Origin of the sequence: Sulfoacidibacillus ferrooxidans (assembly GCF_022606465.1) — a bacterium.
GTDB lineage: Bacteria > Bacillota > Bacilli > Alicyclobacillales > SLC66 > Sulfoacidibacillus > Sulfoacidibacillus ferrooxidans.
Genome location: NZ_JALBUF010000027.1, coordinates 1 through 14,635 on the forward strand (window position 1 = coordinate 1; position 14,635 = coordinate 14,635).

General features: G+C 45.1%; 13 protein-coding genes and 1 pseudogene. 5 read left to right on the forward strand and 9 right to left on the reverse strand.

Translation table 11 applies throughout. The annotated features are described in order from the left end of the window. Positions 1-71 precede the first annotated feature (71 nt). From brxC to MM817_RS15420, 4 genes are read right to left on the reverse strand one after another with little or no spacing between them, the layout of a single operon-like run. Entirely contained in the window at positions 72-3,200 is a 3,129-nt protein-coding gene (brxC, locus tag MM817_RS15405; RefSeq protein WP_241716776.1) for a BREX system P-loop protein BrxC, read from the reverse strand. Positions 3,201-3,214: 14 nt separating this feature from the next. Then, complete coding sequence (locus MM817_RS15410; RefSeq protein ID WP_241716778.1) at positions 3,215-3,772, reverse strand: DUF1788 domain-containing protein; 558 nt, start codon at positions 3,770-3,772, stop codon at positions 3,215-3,217. Positions 3,773-3,782: 10 nt separating this feature from the next. Further along, positions 3,783-4,400 carry a DUF1819 family protein gene (locus MM817_RS15415; protein ID WP_241716780.1) on the reverse strand — a complete coding sequence of 206 codons (618 nt, stop codon included), beginning with the start codon at positions 4,398-4,400 and terminating at the stop codon, positions 3,783-3,785. Positions 4,401-4,437: 37 nt separating this feature from the next. Beyond that, positions 4,438-4,629, reverse strand: coding sequence for a helix-turn-helix domain-containing protein (locus tag MM817_RS15420; protein ID WP_241716782.1), 192 nt, complete (start codon positions 4,627-4,629; stop codon positions 4,438-4,440). A 2,148-nt stretch (positions 4,630-6,777) separates the two neighbouring features. Between MM817_RS15420 and MM817_RS15425 the strand changes: the two genes are divergently transcribed. Further along, on the forward strand, positions 6,778-7,401 hold the full coding sequence (locus MM817_RS15425) for a sigma-70 family RNA polymerase sigma factor (RefSeq protein WP_241716784.1): 624 nt from the start codon (positions 6,778-6,780) through the stop codon (positions 7,399-7,401). Positions 7,402-7,420: 19 nt separating this feature from the next. Next, positions 7,421-7,969 carry a hypothetical protein gene (locus MM817_RS15430; RefSeq protein ID WP_241716786.1) on the forward strand — a complete coding sequence of 183 codons (549 nt, stop codon included), beginning with the start codon at positions 7,421-7,423 and terminating at the stop codon, positions 7,967-7,969. A gap of 43 nt (positions 7,970-8,012) precedes the next feature. On the opposite strand, the gene MM817_RS15435 is transcribed toward MM817_RS15430, so the two are convergent. Continuing rightward, the gene (locus tag MM817_RS15435) at positions 8,013-8,510 is read right to left on the reverse strand and encodes an ImmA/IrrE family metallo-endopeptidase (RefSeq protein WP_241716789.1); all 498 of its coding nucleotides are present in this window, start codon (positions 8,508-8,510) and stop codon (positions 8,013-8,015) included. Between the two features lie 151 nt (positions 8,511-8,661). On the opposite strand from MM817_RS15435, the gene MM817_RS15440 reads away from it, so the two are divergent. From MM817_RS15440 to MM817_RS15450, 3 genes are read left to right on the forward strand one after another with little or no spacing between them, the layout of a single operon-like run. Next, on the forward strand, positions 8,662-8,901 hold the full coding sequence (locus tag MM817_RS15440) for a hypothetical protein (RefSeq protein ID WP_241716791.1): 240 nt from the start codon (positions 8,662-8,664) through the stop codon (positions 8,899-8,901). A gap of 13 nt (positions 8,902-8,914) precedes the next feature. Continuing rightward, positions 8,915-9,271, forward strand: coding sequence for a hypothetical protein (locus tag MM817_RS15445; protein ID WP_241716793.1), 357 nt, complete (start codon positions 8,915-8,917; stop codon positions 9,269-9,271). Continuing rightward, the gene (locus tag MM817_RS15450; RefSeq protein ID WP_241716795.1) at positions 9,271-10,662 is read left to right on the forward strand and encodes a ThiF family adenylyltransferase; all 1,392 of its coding nucleotides are present in this window, start codon (positions 9,271-9,273) and stop codon (positions 10,660-10,662) included. The genes MM817_RS15445 and MM817_RS15450 overlap by 1 nt, the downstream gene beginning before the upstream one ends. 295 nt (positions 10,663-10,957) lie before the next feature. Here the strand turns inward: MM817_RS15450 and MM817_RS17595 are convergent. From MM817_RS17595 to MM817_RS15465, 4 genes and pseudogenes are all read right to left on the reverse strand, one after another. Continuing rightward, positions 10,958-11,146, reverse strand: a pseudogene (locus MM817_RS17595) (IS3 family transposase); the annotation flags it as partial. Between the two features lie 234 nt (positions 11,147-11,380). After that, positions 11,381-12,214: a hypothetical protein gene (locus MM817_RS15455; protein WP_241716796.1), complete on the reverse strand. Its 834-nt coding sequence runs from the start codon at positions 12,212-12,214 to the stop codon at positions 11,381-11,383. Continuing rightward, positions 12,211-12,369, reverse strand: coding sequence for a hypothetical protein (locus MM817_RS15460; protein ID WP_241716798.1), 159 nt, complete (start codon positions 12,367-12,369; stop codon positions 12,211-12,213). The genes MM817_RS15455 and MM817_RS15460 overlap by 4 nt, the downstream gene beginning before the upstream one ends. Positions 12,370-12,815: 446 nt before the next feature. Beyond that, positions 12,816-13,487: a hypothetical protein gene (locus MM817_RS15465; protein ID WP_241716800.1), complete on the reverse strand. Its 672-nt coding sequence runs from the start codon at positions 13,485-13,487 to the stop codon at positions 12,816-12,818. Positions 13,488-14,635: the final 1,148 nt, after the last annotated feature.

The following is a 14,635-nucleotide window of genomic DNA, read 5'->3' on the forward strand; positions in this document are numbered from 1 at the left end:
CCTGTACAATTCCAATCAATGTATTTCAAAAAAGCGAACAAAAAGGCAAGCTAAATCCAAGGTGCAATCCGTCAGACTGTTTTGATATTCTTTGTTCGGTGTGTCCACCATATTGACTTAATACCAGACTGCATCAGGTCGGAGAGGTCTTTCATCCGTCCGTAAGGCTTCGGCATAGCGAGAATTTTGGAAATCTCGCTGATTTTGCCACCTGTATCAGGGTCGGTAACAAAGTAGTCTCGCTCGTTTTGCAAGTCGTTTTGGAGTTTCCGCGCCGCATCAAAGATGGCTCTTTGTGATTTGAAAAAGGTTTCGACTTCTTCCATATCCTCAGAGCAGTTAATCAGGTCGTCTTGCTTTGTAAGTAAGCGTTTTAAAAGAGCCACATTATCGTTCTTCTGTGAGAAAATCTCCACCATCAGGTCACGGGCGCTTATCACCACTTCCTTTTGTGGATAGCGGTCGTGGTTGTATTCAGTAAGGAGCTCTTCATAGCGTTGCTTCTTCGCGGTCAGCGTGTCTTTAACAAACAGCAGCAAACCATCCTCGTCCTCTGCGATACTCAGTTGACCGAGCCAGTCGCGCAGAAACTTGACGGCTTTGCGCATATCTTCTTCTGATGGAGCCATTCGACGGCTCACGCTTGCTTTGTCGACCTCAGATCTAACGCGCAAATAGCGGACCAGATTCTTGTCATCCTTGCCGACGACGGCACCGCCATAGCGGATTTCGATTCTTTGTGAGACGATTAGCCTTGCCACAAGTGCGGCGATGTCCACCTCACGCCAGCCGTAGGGAATCGCCTGATAGCGACGCTGTACATCACCCATGGAAACGGGGACGTGGCTCATATGCCGTTCCTCAAGCCACTGGCTGATTTCATTTAAAGCAAACTCGTTATTGCCTCCCATTCCTACAAAGCTGCCCTGCAATGGTTCACCATGGAGGATAGTCAAAATATCCGCGTCGCTCTCACTGAACGTGTTCACGAGATTTAATTTAGAGTAGACGCCTTCGATTAGTTGCTTCAAAGCTTCGTCCAGTTTGGCCTTAGCGTCGCCATGCTTGATCTCGACTTTCTCACCATAAATGAAGAACGTCCCACCCATGATAGCCTTGTCAATCTGCACCTTTGCGCTTTCTTCAAGTATCCGCGCCTGTGCCTGACGCTTGCGGATAATGTCCTGAACACTTTCCGGCAACTGAGACACGTTCTTCTGCTTGATGTACTTGCGAATCTTTGCGGCCATTTCGAGTTCTTCAAAGTATTGGGCTTCGTTCGAAAGTAGGATAATAACCTCGTTATTGACTTGCGAGTCCATAATCAGTTTTGCTTCAGGGGCGTTATAGTAGTCGCTAGCGACTGTGACAAAACGCAGACGTACCCCGCCCATAGCCGCACCGACGATGCTTTCGTCGATGTACTGGTCATAAGCAAAGTCATATTTGTTGTATTTGTATTTCCTTGACGGGTAAATCTCGCTGAAAATCGTTTGTCCAATGCTCTGAACGATTGTCGTGCTGTCCACGGATGTATGGCGGATGTCAATGGCGATGTCCTGTTCTTCGTCGGTCAGGAATGAGTAGGTATCACCGCTGCGGGCGACGTAGTTCTGCATCTCCAAACGCTCCAAGGATTCGGCAATTTCACGCCGCAGGGTTATCTTATCCGTGCGGATATCGTCCACCATAAGGATGGCGATGTTATCGATGTTCGCCTTGATATCATCGATGTAACGAACGAGGTAGAGCAGTTTCAGAACGCTCACATCACACTGCTCCAAACCATCGTGGTTTTCGGCGGCGGTCTGGCAGCGGTCAATCACGCGGCGTATCGGACTTTCAAGGAAGGTATGCACCGTGTCGTAGAACTGTGAGAAAGGCACCAGTGCATTCTCGTCTTTGCCCTGTATCTTTTGCGCCGCTTCTTGGAAACCCGAGAGCATGGAACGCTCGCCGCCAGATAGATGCTTGCCGGAATTACCGTGCTTGCGAATTTCGGCGAGTACCTTTTGTATGATGATAAATTGATAGGGGACGAAGGGGTATGTAGCGGAGTATTCCGCACCGTCGGCGTAGCCTTTGATGTCCAGTACCGCATGGTTGAACGTAAAGAGATTTTTCAAAACGGCGTGTTCCTTATCGTAGACCATTTTAAGAAATGCGTTTGCATCCTCGGTCTTTTCCAAAATACGCTTCTTGATGACTTCATCCACCGAAGCGGAGGACAGCGATAGGCGGGTGTTGAAACGGCCCTGAATCTTGGAGAAGTCATCACCACTGATTTTCACAACGGAGTCGATGGCTTCTTGGCTGGTGACCATCACCCATACCTGGCCACGACACTTGCTACCCACTTCCTCTACGATGGACTGGAGGTTCATCATCAGGTCGCTGTCGTCGCCAATGTACTGTCCGACTTCGTCCACACAAAACAGAAGCCGGAAGTCTTTACCCTTACTGTCGACGTATTCCTTAATCTCTTCGACGAGTTGCTTGATGCTCATGTCGGTGTTCTCTTCGCCATTAAACCAGTTGCGGGCGGCAGTTTCACTCATGCCCAAAACACTTTGCAGGACAGACACGATGTCATCCTCAAAGAAAGCGTAGGAATCGCGGCTCTCTACCCACAGCGTGCCGTTAATGTCCTCAAAGGCTCTGCGAAAGTCGTCGGTCTTGCCGCGTTTGTCCACGAAACGTTCCAGTTTAGCTATCTTCAAGTCCTCGCCGTAGAAACCAAGGTGGTTGTAGAACACCTTGGCGAACACGCGCAGAACTGCCGTTTTGTCTTTGTTCATGGGTCCTTCGATGTCGATGTTAAACAGAATCGACTCTGTAGGAATGTGGGCACAACGGACGACTGTGGCGTACATCATTGGGTCGCCGAATTTATCCCCGAAGATGTCCACGGCGTGTTTACCCGCCACCTCGCGGTTGGATAACAAGTAAGACAGCATTTTCAGGAAGTGGGATTTACCGCTTCCAAAGAAGCCCGAAATCCAGACCCCAATTTTGTCGGTCGGGTGATCTATGGCTTTTGAGTAGTTATCAAAGAAGGTGTTAAAATGGCGACGGAGCTCCTTGGTGATGATGTACTCGCTGAGTTCCTGAACCAAGCTATGCTCATCATCCTGCGCCACCTTGATGACCCCGTTAATGTCACGATTGATGTCCTTTCGGAACATGCTCTGAATCTTCATGTGTTTTCCCCCGGTTAAAGCAAATTAAAAGCCCTGTAGTAGTTGCCATCATGGAACTTATTGAACAGGATTAGGCTTTGTCCGTTAAATTCCCCCGGATAGAACATCACAATCGGTATATCCGAGAATACCTGCTGCATACTGTCGAGCATCTTGTGCGACCTCATAAAGGGATACACCTTGCCTATGCCCGTCAGGAACAGCACATCACCGCGTTGGTGCGACTCGTACTTCATCTTGGCAAGGAAGGCTTCCGGAGTAGCTATCTTCTGAAGTTGAGCCAGGAGATAGTCCTTACCCTTTTTCTCCTCAAGAGATGGCACGGTGCCAAGCACCCGCTTCTCCTCCAAGATTTCGTTTAAAATCTTGTACATATCCCGCTCAATGACTCTGTAGTCGTCGGACGGCGTGTGGAGAAGCCGCTCGATGTAGTCGCGGACGATCAGTTCGTACTGCGGCGCGTATTTGAAGACATGAATTCCCACCTCATTGGAAAGCCCCTTGTTGGCTAGAAAGTTCGAGTCAGATATTCGCCCTTTTATTTTATCAAGTTCTTGTTTGATGTCTCCCATAGTCACGCTCCTATCCGAAACAGTTGAATGCGGCAAGTGCGGTCAAGTCGTTATTTTCGCGGATACCCATTTCCAGTTCCGAACTGATAAAAATTGGATTCAGTGCGGTATCCTTCACGCTGTCGAGCATCTCTGTTTCTATTAGGCACTTGGTCATGACCTGCTTGAGCTTCGTAACTGTTTGCTCACTCCAAGCCGCTACGTCATCGTTCTGCTCTTTCAAGCGGGAGAAAAACACGTTGATGTCCTTACGGGTATAAGAAAAGTCCTGCTGACGGTACTTCTCACCGACCAGGTTAACCATAAACTCACGGACAAGGCGATTGTACCGCATCATCGCATAGAGGTTAATTTGCTTTGCCACTTCGATGGGAGCGGTCGCCACCTCGTATATCAATGTCTGGTTTCCAAGCGCAATAAGTCGTCTATAACAGGCGCGGGCGAGTTTGCTTATGTTGCGCTCCGTTGGGTACTGGAACAGATTGTCCCGCTTTATGTATGCGATGATATCTTCAATTGGCCCGCCTTCAAGATACTGCTTTGAAACAATCCTCATTTCATAGAAGAGAAACTGTTCGGAAGTCAGGGAGCCGTTGTACGGCATAGTTAAACCCATAGTTTTATTCACCCATTCACGCCTAATGACCTCAATGGACATCGGCGGCTCATTCGATCTCAGCGCTCTTGCCACTATCAACCCAAGCGTCCACTTCTGAAATCTTGAACTTAAACTGCTTGCCTATGCGGCGATGCGGAATGACACCTTTCTTAATCCAGTTGCGGATCGTGTCCTTGCTCACGCCGAGATGCTCGGCAATTTCTTCAAGGCTTGACCACTTTTCAGGTTCGTTAAACATTTGCTTTTCCTCCTGGTATTGCCCTGCGATTAAGACTGAATCATTATAACATACTGAATCTATAATTGAATGGAGTATATTAGATTTGATATGAATTAGTATGAAAATGTAGTATTAATCTTATTGATAAACTATAGCGTGTCAAGTAGGCTGTCACCCTCAGCCTTTTGCTTAGCCGTAAGGTCATTCATATGCTGTTTTGCATCCAGATACATTTTTTAAAGGAACAAGTTGTCGATTAGCACCTCCAACTTTTATATGAATATACTTATTAACTCAACTTTCGCATGTCAAAAGTGACAGATACCCCTTGATATAACTAGGCAGAGAGGATATCCATTTAGAAGTTGCCACTGCACCTGCTGTAAGTTAATAGCGACTCCTTGTGCAATCGGTTCAACGAGTGACCAGAGATCATGAAGAGCCAAACTCCAGTCTCGGTTGACCAATTCGTCACGCATTAAGCGGAATAAACCACCAAGGGTTCTTAGATCCTCCATTTTAAGCGATTCTCAAGCCAGCATGATATAGCGAGTACATACGATGGTGGTATGCGCTATCATCATATCGTACTAGCGACCCTGAAATTCCTTGCCCAATCGGAGCAGCGATTTACATGCGTTGAAAAAGACTTCAATATCCCACTGCATGTTGTAGATCCGGATGATTTCTTCAAATGATAGGGTAACGTTTGTGCTAAGAATGGCTAACCATTCTCGTTTTTTGTGACGATGTTTCACAAACACAATCTTACCTAGTAGACTAGTCTCCAGTTCCACCCATACAGACGACAAAATCTGCTTGCGGCTAAAGTGGGGCTTGGCGATTTGAAAAAGTTCATGCAAAGTATGCAGTTGGTTTTCCCATTGAAATCGCTATTTCATGGCTTTCACCATGCTAATAACGAACAACCCTTTTTGATGCAACTCATGAAGTAAGGGAAGATGGGTAACCCAACTATCCATGAGTTCGCAATTGGCTGGTATGCCCGCTTGTAACGCGTGACCAATGAGTTGGATCACCGCATCGGGTGTCGAATGGACCGCCTCTTAACGACGTTTATATCTTACCATCCGCTTGTCCATGCGAACGTTCGCTTCCGTGTATCAATTCTCCTTCTTTGAGGAACTGAGGAGAGAAAAGTCGATGAGGACAAAAGTATGGCCATCAGACCATCCGAGTGTCAGCATGCGAAATCCTTTAACGAATCGGTTGACCGTATGATCATGGACACGAGCCAATAACCCCACCGCACGACTACGCCCTCATTCGTAAACGAAGTCATCTACGATCAACACCAGTACATTTCGATGGGACATAAGTGGCTGCACCTATTGCACCGTGTGTGTAGACAGCGAGAGTAAAAATTTGAGCCAGGGGAAGCGGGGATTATTGAGGAAACGGCACACGTCATCTTGACTAGGTAGCGCATGTGCGTCCTAACTTTCGAACATACGGAAGCAATTTTTATGCTGAAAAACAAACATTGGGATGATGCGAAAGAGGGATAGGTAGTAAAACCCAACATTCTTTGTAATGCCAGCACGCCGAAGGTGATGTCAGATATGAAGATTGTCAAATACAATTTTAAAAGAGTTTGGGAGTTGTCGAGAAGTAGACAAATGAGCTATCATAGTCATAGTATCCTTCTTCTTGGTTGATTTGTTTTTGCAAACGCATTTTACCAAACTAAGGATGCTTTTTCATTGGTGTAAATTAGATGGTCAAGATCGATAATGGATCACCAATAAGACTAATGACAGCAAGCCTCGACGTCAATTTACGGCCTGCGAAAGTTTAGTTTACTAAATAAGTATAATATTATCATAACTGAAGTGCGGGGCTTTACGTTACATTTGATAAAATAGTTCTTCGATTTGTGTACAGTAACTTGACAGAGGTCCACTTTTCCTGTCCCTCAATAAGTAATCAGATTAAGCTACAGGTAGCTTAAATCACGGACAATATTTTCTGCGGGTATCAACTGGTGTGAGAGAGTAGGGGGAGAATAAACATCATAGGAAGGGAAGCATATTGGACATCCATGACCATTGATACCTAGGATGTTCTTATATTTGAATGATTGTGGTGAGAGATTTCGGGTATAGTAAGCAATAGATAGTGGCGAGTGACGGGTAGGTGATTGAAGTGGCGTCGAGTTTTTTTCCCATTTATGTTGTATTGAGAGATGGAACAACACCGAATGAACAGGAATTTAACCAGTTCCTTTATCATATCCGGTTAGAAGTTTCTCAGAAGTATAGGGGTTATACGGGCAGCTGGCTGTCCAACGACAATTACCTGCACGAGGACTTATTTCAACAGGCGCTGGCAGAAATTTCTAGCGGTATTCATAAAGGGAATTTTAATCCCGAGATGAGTACATTTAAGAACTGGGTGGATGGGCTTGTACATAATACGATACGAAAACATTTCGCTCGTCAAAAAAATCAACAGAATGAACAGTCTCTTGAGCAGCTCGTTGAAGATGGGGGCCAGTGGGTCGATGATATGGAATCGACTCCAGAAGAACTACTTCTGAAAAACCACGATGTGACAATCGTTCGCAAAGCGATGAAAATACTATATCGGAAACATTTAAAGTACTTTCAAGTCCTTTATTGCCGCGCATTTCACGAGTTATCTACATCCGAAACAGCGAAGTTGCTAGGAACGACAACTCATGATATTTCACGGACACTGAATCGGGCAAAAGAGAAGCTGCGAGAAATAATTCTTGAAATTGAAACACCTGTACCTAATCGAAAATGAATCGAAATGGGTGGTTACAGTGACAGAACAATCGCGAGACCATGACTTACAGTTCTTAACTGAACGTCGTCACGAAATCTTTAACGGAAAAAACCAATACCTTGCGATTTTACGCGGTAAAATTAAGGTACCAACACTCACTGATACGGACGATGAGTTCGACGAAGGAGTTTTATCATTTGGTCAGTTTGTCGCGCACAAAGCACAAGCTTTGGGCCTAACAATGCGTGAGCTGTCAAGTGTAGTGCAAATATCCATGGATGACATCATTAGAATTTACGATGACGTGTTGTTTCCTTGGGACTTAACTCCTGTCATATTGAACAAGATGGCACAAAGGTTTAATGTACCGCTTTCAGATTTCATAAGTGTCGTTCGAAACCATCCTTTACTGGATGACTCCTTGAGAGCACGGCTACCACAACAGACAATCGCTGCCCGTACGCACCATACTTTAGACGCTAATTTACGAAAAAACGAACTAATAGAGACCCAAATTTCGATACAACGGCATCGTGAAATTAGAAAACGGGATGCTTTTATTTTGGATCTTCAGCGAAACAACTAAAATGCGTGACAAAACATGTGTATGTCACGCATGATGTTGGCACTTAAATAATCCGATTGGTGCGCAGCGAATACCATAGCGCTTCCTCGCTGACTTGGAACAACTGAGCCATTTCCTTTGGTTTCATTGTTTTGATTTTTTCCTTCAAAAGATAGCCGGGCATTAACAATCCAGAAGCAAATGCGTTCGCTTCCTCCTCCAAAGGCTTGTCTGGAGAGCTTTCATTCACATCCGCATACTCCGTCCACTTTCGAACTTTATGATTAAGTGCCAGATGCCCAAGTTCATGTGCCATAGTGAACCTTTGGTGTACAGGGTGCTTTTTTGTGTTTATATAAATCTCTTGACTGTCTAAATCTGCGTTACCCGATACGTTTACTGGTAGTTCTAATTTCACGAGGTGAAGCCCAAACACTTCAATGATGATTTTTTCTACATCCACTGGGGGGGTTGTGCAATACTGCTTCGCAAGTTTTTCTCCCAAGGCTCTAGCAGGCTTTGTCAGAGCTTTTTGTGGTGTACTCTCTTCGTAGTCGAACACCAACATTACCCCTTTATTTGGATATCCTTTATCTCATTATAGGTGACTACTATCACTGTATCAACGACATGAAAAAAATTTATAGTTCACTGAGAGATTTGCGTGGGAATTGGTAATAGGTAGACAAGAACCCATTTAGGAGGCGTTGTCGATGGAACACGCAAAGAGTAAGGACATCATGATTATTGTCAGCGGAGAAGAAGTGCTGATGTCGTCTCACAAGGTAACTGTCGGTGCCATCTTAACTGAAGCAGGGTTTGTACCCCTTGAAAATTATCGCTTGGTGCGTGATGCAGGTGACCATAAATATCCGGACTACGCGGAAGAGATAGAAATCCACGAACGCGAGCGGTTTACAGCACTCTTTGAAGGACAAACCCAGACTTCATAAGGGGGTAACACTAATGACTCATCAAGAATTGGTTGACCATCTCGTCGGAATTGGGTGGTCAGTTGACCACCTAACAGGCAAAGACGGTAATACGTATCTCGTGATACATGACTACGAAATTACATCGGGACGTTTGAAGGGAACCAAGGCCGACATTGGTATTCTCAAGACGGCGGGTGCACCTTACACTGCACCCGCCGCGATTCACACCAAGCCCCATCTTGTGCCGATGGACATGCAGTCATCCCTTCGTACACAAGCAAGTGGAATCGGGGCTGAATGGCAATATTGGAGCCGATTATTGCGCGGTATACCTACTCCCAAAGCCTTTGTGGTACAAATCGCGACGATTTTTAGTGAGGTGCACTGATGATAAACCTAACAGATTTTGATGATATGAGCTGTTCGGTAGCGATGACACACGCACTGGACGCGCAATTGAGGAAGCACTTCCATAAAGGTACCGAACAGGAAGACCTCACCTTCGCCCTATGGCGTCCAAGTCGGGGACACAAGCGTTACACAGTGATTTTGGAACGTTTGGTTTTACCTCTTGATGGCGAACGTCAATTACATGGAAACGTCTCGTTTTCACCAGACTATGTACAACGGGTATTGAAAGAAGCGGGGAATGAATATGGGATTGCCCTGTTGCATAGTCACTTAGGACCAGGCTGGCAAGGTATGAGTGAAGACGACATCGTCGCTGAACGTGATCGGTTGGCGGCTGCGGTCTCGGGGCGCACAGGCCATCCGTTAGTAGGATTAACGTGGGGCACAGATGGGGCATGGAGTGCACGTGCGTGGCTAAGACATTCTAAACTGGACTACCGTATTCGCTGGGCTAATACGGTTCGAGTCGTTGGGAAGGAACTTCGAATAACCTATCACCCTGATCTAACGGCGATAGCGTCAACTGCATCCCAAGTAGCGACAGTTAGTTGTTGGGGTGAAGAGAATCAATCCAAGTTGGCAAATGTACATGTAGGTATCATTGGTCTCGGAAGTGTTGGTAGTGTGGTTGCTGAAACGTTAAGCCGTATGGGGATTTCGCGAGTTACGCTTATTGATCACGATCGCATCGAGGAAAGAAACTTAGACCGCACCCTAGGTGCTGTTTTTCAAGATGCCGTAGAGGGTACGGCCAAAGTGGATTTATCAAAACGGTTGATTGAATCTACACATACCGCGCTCACTCTAACCGTGACCGCTGTCACCGCTAAGGTAACTAGTGACGAAGGCCTGCGTGCAGCGCTTGACTGCGATGTGTTGTTCTCGTGCGTTGACCGTTCCTATCCTCGGCACATTTTGAATGCCTTGGCTTATGGTCACCTGATCCCAGTTGTTGATGGAGGTATATTCGCAAAAGTGGCCGGCGGCAAGCTGGTTCACGCTGACTGGCGGATACACATTGTTGGTCCTGAACACGCTTGTATGATGTGTTTGGGTGCCATTACACGAGAAGGTGTCGCGCTCGACCGGGAAGGTAAACTAGATGATCCCACGTATATTGAAGGGCTTGGATCTGAGTTTAGTCCACTATTAGCGAGACAAAACGTGTTCCCCTTTAGTGTGAGCGTAGCAGCACATGAAGTAATTCAGTTCGTAGGGCTGGTCACAGGTGTAAGGAGGCTAGGTGGTATGCATCCGCAATTTTATCATTGCTACCCTGGAGAGATGGAATCGATGGAGAAAGATGCGTGCATTCCGGGATGCGAATATCATACCCTTACTTCGACAGTATGTAGTTTGCTGGAGTGACTATGGGGGATACCCTTGTGGTCGTCCCCCTGAAGGTCGTGGAATAAATGTTGTTACTGAGTAAAATATGTTTGTATTTGAATACCTTATACCATATTTATAAAAATTAATAATATTTAAACAACTGTCGGGCAAGAAAAAATGTTAACTCCACCTAGTTTCTAGTCCAGCAAAGAGCTTGGGCAAATTTGTCCCGGAATCTCTACTTGAACATTCGGAAGCGGACAACAATGGTATTAAGTCAATATGGTGGACACCCCCGAACAAAAAAATATCAAAACAGTCTGATATATCGTTATTTTATGCCAGCTTGCTGGTTCACATTTTTGAAAAACATAGATTGAAATTGCACAGGAGTCTTATATCCAATCGAAGAATGAATCCGCAACCTGTTATACCAAATCTTGATGTACTCCCAGATGTCTCTATGCGCCCGTTTGCGCGTTTTGTACGTCTCTACATGAATAAACTCGCTATTAATGACGCTATGGAATGACTAAATGCAAGAGTGAGTAGCCCTACTTCGAAGCGTGGTACAATCGTGAGTGCATTCACTTATCAACAGCTTACATGTCCCCGATTGAGTATGAAAGAAGATATTTTTAAAAGGTGATAATTTAAGCAAATTAAGTAGGACAAAAGTACTCATAGTAGCATATGAAAACTTATAATTTATCTGTTTTGGAGTGTCTACTTTATTGACTGAATACCAGGTGCCTTAGGACTCGAAGTAGCGATAAAAGAGCATGGCATCGTGGGCGGCATCGAGCAATATCCTTTTCCAATGCCAGTTCGGATAGTACTGTTCAAACTCCTTGATGCTCACGACCAGCGACACGGAGTCATGGCGGGAGGCGGGTCCAAGCCTTGGATAGAGCGGAAGGTCTGCGTGGCTGTCGGAAGCCGTGAACATGTAGAGATGGTAGCCGAAGTCATGGCAGTTGCGATGGCTATCCCATCCTACGTTGCAATCGGGTTGTGAATAGAGGCGATTGCAAGTGCAGTCCGGAATTCCTTGCGCAAGGCAGGAACAGATGCGCTTACTTCGAGGAAAGGCAGCTGTACGAATCGGCGTTCCGTCGCCAGCGACTGAGAGCGCGGACACATCACCGATGAGCCCAAGTCTGACGGAGACTTCCACAAACTGCTCACGAAATAAGGACATGAGGATGTCAGTGGACAAAGGACGTGGCGTAGGACGGCGCAGGAGGAGGCGATTGACCAATCGTTCTATCTTTTTGGGTGTCGTAGTGGGTGCTTTTTCACCCTTCTTGCCTTTGACTGGCTTCTTGTTGCGCTTTGGTTTGAGCTGGCCTGAGATATGAGAGCTGGTTAAAGGCCAAAGACGAGCAACGAAGTCATAGAAAGTGCCGACACCCGGCGTATGGCCCGGCTCAAAACCACTGATGATGGCGTAGAGTGGAACCCGCCGCAAATCGTCGAACCAAGCCGTGATGGAAGTTCGCCCGACCTGCAGCATGAGCAAGTAAGCACGTAGCAGATTGGATGGGTCAGTGGCTTGAATACCACGCGTGGCGTACTTGCGATTCATAAAGATGCAGTACTAGATAAGTCGACCTTCCAGAACTTTTCAATGAATGTCCAGTCTTTGGCGACCAGCACGAGAATGCCACCAGAATAATGGGCGCGTAACTGTTCGAGGACAAAAGATTGGTATTGTGCATGAGCACGAATAGCAGGTAACATGAGGGGGACTACCCCTTTCAGCGAAGGATAGAGTTGGTAAGGCTCTCCGTCGCGATTATTGGGGTAGTTTTTACATGTCAAGTGTTATTTGTGGATTTTCGAGGTGTTATTTCGGCGGATTTCGAAAGGGAACTTCCATTTTTCAAACCTAAGAAGGTGCGACGACCACGTCAGTGGTGGAGGAAACGAAAAACCTCAAGACCACCAAGCCTTGAGGAATCAATAAAAAACAAATGCCGAGAGGCTATAAGAAGCTACGGAGGATATCAACTCGTATCGAATTAGGAAAATCAGATGGGCGATTCGTGAGCTTGAGCGAGATGGTGTGAACGTGACTGTCTATAAGGTGCAGTTGCATGCAGGGTTTGGGAAACAATAAGGAAGTTGCAGAATTGATCACAAAGGTCATGATGATTCTACTTGCGTGACCGTCCGACAGAAATCCATCAATTCTGTTCATCTGCTGCATCGACCAGTGTGATATTTTGCGACGATTTTATTTTGGTTCCCAGTATATCCCACGATTGCTTATATGAGTTTCCAATTGGATCGGAAAAAGTGGCGTTCACTCTCAGAGACTCGGACCTAAACTTGAACGAAAACCCCTGATTTGCGTTTGATGCTAAAGCATTCTTATTGAAGACCTCATGCAAGTCATTGCCTTCAATTGGGGTTGCATAAAGTTTAATGTTCAATGCAATACTGTTGCCTATGTTTGATAGGAGCACCACGTTGAATTCTGCAGATAAATCAGGGTTTTTCACGTATCCGCCAATGAAAAGATCCAAGAGTGGGAACTTTTCTGGTAGTATAGTTTCCTTCTTGGTTGCTTGAATAATAGCCTCTCGATTTTGGAAGTTCTCTTGTTGATGCCGTAACAGTTCTGTTTGAATCGTCATCTGCTCAGTCTGTTTTCTTGACTCCTCAATCGCATCTTTTGATAATTTAATCTGCCGATAGACAAGGAAAAAGCCCACAAGAGCTATAATGGGACTGAGTATGGTGGCAATATCGGCACCTATTACATACCAAGCGTCATGTGGCATACTTGTTATAGCTGTAGAAGTCTGAATCGAAGTTGTATTGTTTACTGATTGATTCATTACGGACTGTGACAAACATTATCGCTCCTCAAGAAACAGACAATAGGTCCATTTTATATCACATTCTTGGCTTGTAATTAAGTTCCTGAAAATATCCTTTGTATCACTGAATAGTGAGAGTAACTCTGCTTCTACAATTTTACCATAATCAATAGAAAGAAAAGGAGATAGAAAAATGACGGTGAAACCACTTGCAAGTGAGTTTGAAGAGGCTGATTTGTTTATTACTGAACACTTAGGGGTCGATTTCACTAACAAATGTGTAATTCGAAATGTAAATTTTGCTAATGATTAGGATGAATATGGGAACCGAATTCAGAAGTTTACGATTGACGTTCATTGGAATCTGCTATTTCAGAACAATCCTTTAGAGGGTATGAGATTGGAAAGCGAGGAGTTTGTCCGAGAAGAACTTAAGAACCCTGGAGCCAGACTTGCAGTATTTCGTGAGAAAGTGAACTTTGTTGTTGCTGAGTTCCTAAGTCGATCTAATTAACTTGTAGACAAATTGGGTGTTAAAGTTTTACCATCATCGCTCTCCATCTATGGCTGGGGAGATGGGAAGAAGTCCTTTCTTAAATGAGAAAAATATTGGTAAACCCGCAATGGATATAGTTCACATATTCTTGCCAGATACCGAATTCCACATAATTAAATCCGAATTCGTCGAAAGACTTGGAGCTTATGTTCAGTGTGTGCACCACCCTGAATATCCGAAACAGGAGACGTTTTGGTACTTTCACCGTGCATCCGAAGAAGCGACGGGCGTACTGCCATCATCAATCATAAGTGAACCGCATGCAGGCATTGAAAATTGATTAGAGTCGTGAAATGTGTTAAAGAAAATTATCCTTATATGCCGAGTGCCTATATCCCTTAATATAGAATGTTGTAGAAGCTTCTAAGATGATTGTATAACCAATACAAAGAAGGATGAACAGCCAACTGAAATTACAGTGTTGACGGAGATGAAAGCAGTGTGATTGTCTTCACAAGACTTAGATAGAATGGCTGTACCATCAGAGGAACTCCGCAAGGGAGACCTCTGAAAAAGTGGGGTATAATCAATATTTTTTATCGAATGTAACTCTATTTGATCACTTTTGAGACTATAAGCTTGATCACAGATGCATATTCTATTCATTTTTTTATCATGAAGTAAC

Excerpts from the sequence above, each read along its gene's own strand:
- MM817_RS15450 (WP_241716795.1), top strand. The coding sequence starts at position 9,271 with ATGATAAACCTAACAGATTTTGATGATATGAGCTGTTCGGTAGCGATG.
- MM817_RS15420 (WP_241716782.1), bottom strand. The coding sequence starts at position 4,629 with ATGTTTAACGAACCTGAAAAGTGGTCAAGCCTTGAAGAAATTGCCGAG.
- MM817_RS15455 (WP_241716796.1), bottom strand. The coding sequence starts at position 12,214 with ATGAATCGCAAGTACGCCACGCGTGGTATTCAAGCCACTGACCCATCC.
- MM817_RS15440 (WP_241716791.1), top strand. The coding sequence starts at position 8,662 with ATGGAACACGCAAAGAGTAAGGACATCATGATTATTGTCAGCGGAGAA.
- MM817_RS15410 (WP_241716778.1), bottom strand. The coding sequence starts at position 3,772 with ATGGGAGACATCAAACAAGAACTTGATAAAATAAAAGGGCGAATATCT.
- MM817_RS15460 (WP_241716798.1), bottom strand. The coding sequence starts at position 12,369 with ATGTTACCTGCTATTCGTGCTCATGCACAATACCAATCTTTTGTCCTC.
- MM817_RS15445 (WP_241716793.1), top strand. The coding sequence starts at position 8,915 with ATGACTCATCAAGAATTGGTTGACCATCTCGTCGGAATTGGGTGGTCA.
- brxC (WP_241716776.1), bottom strand. The coding sequence starts at position 3,200 with ATGAAGATTCAGAGCATGTTCCGAAAGGACATCAATCGTGACATTAAC.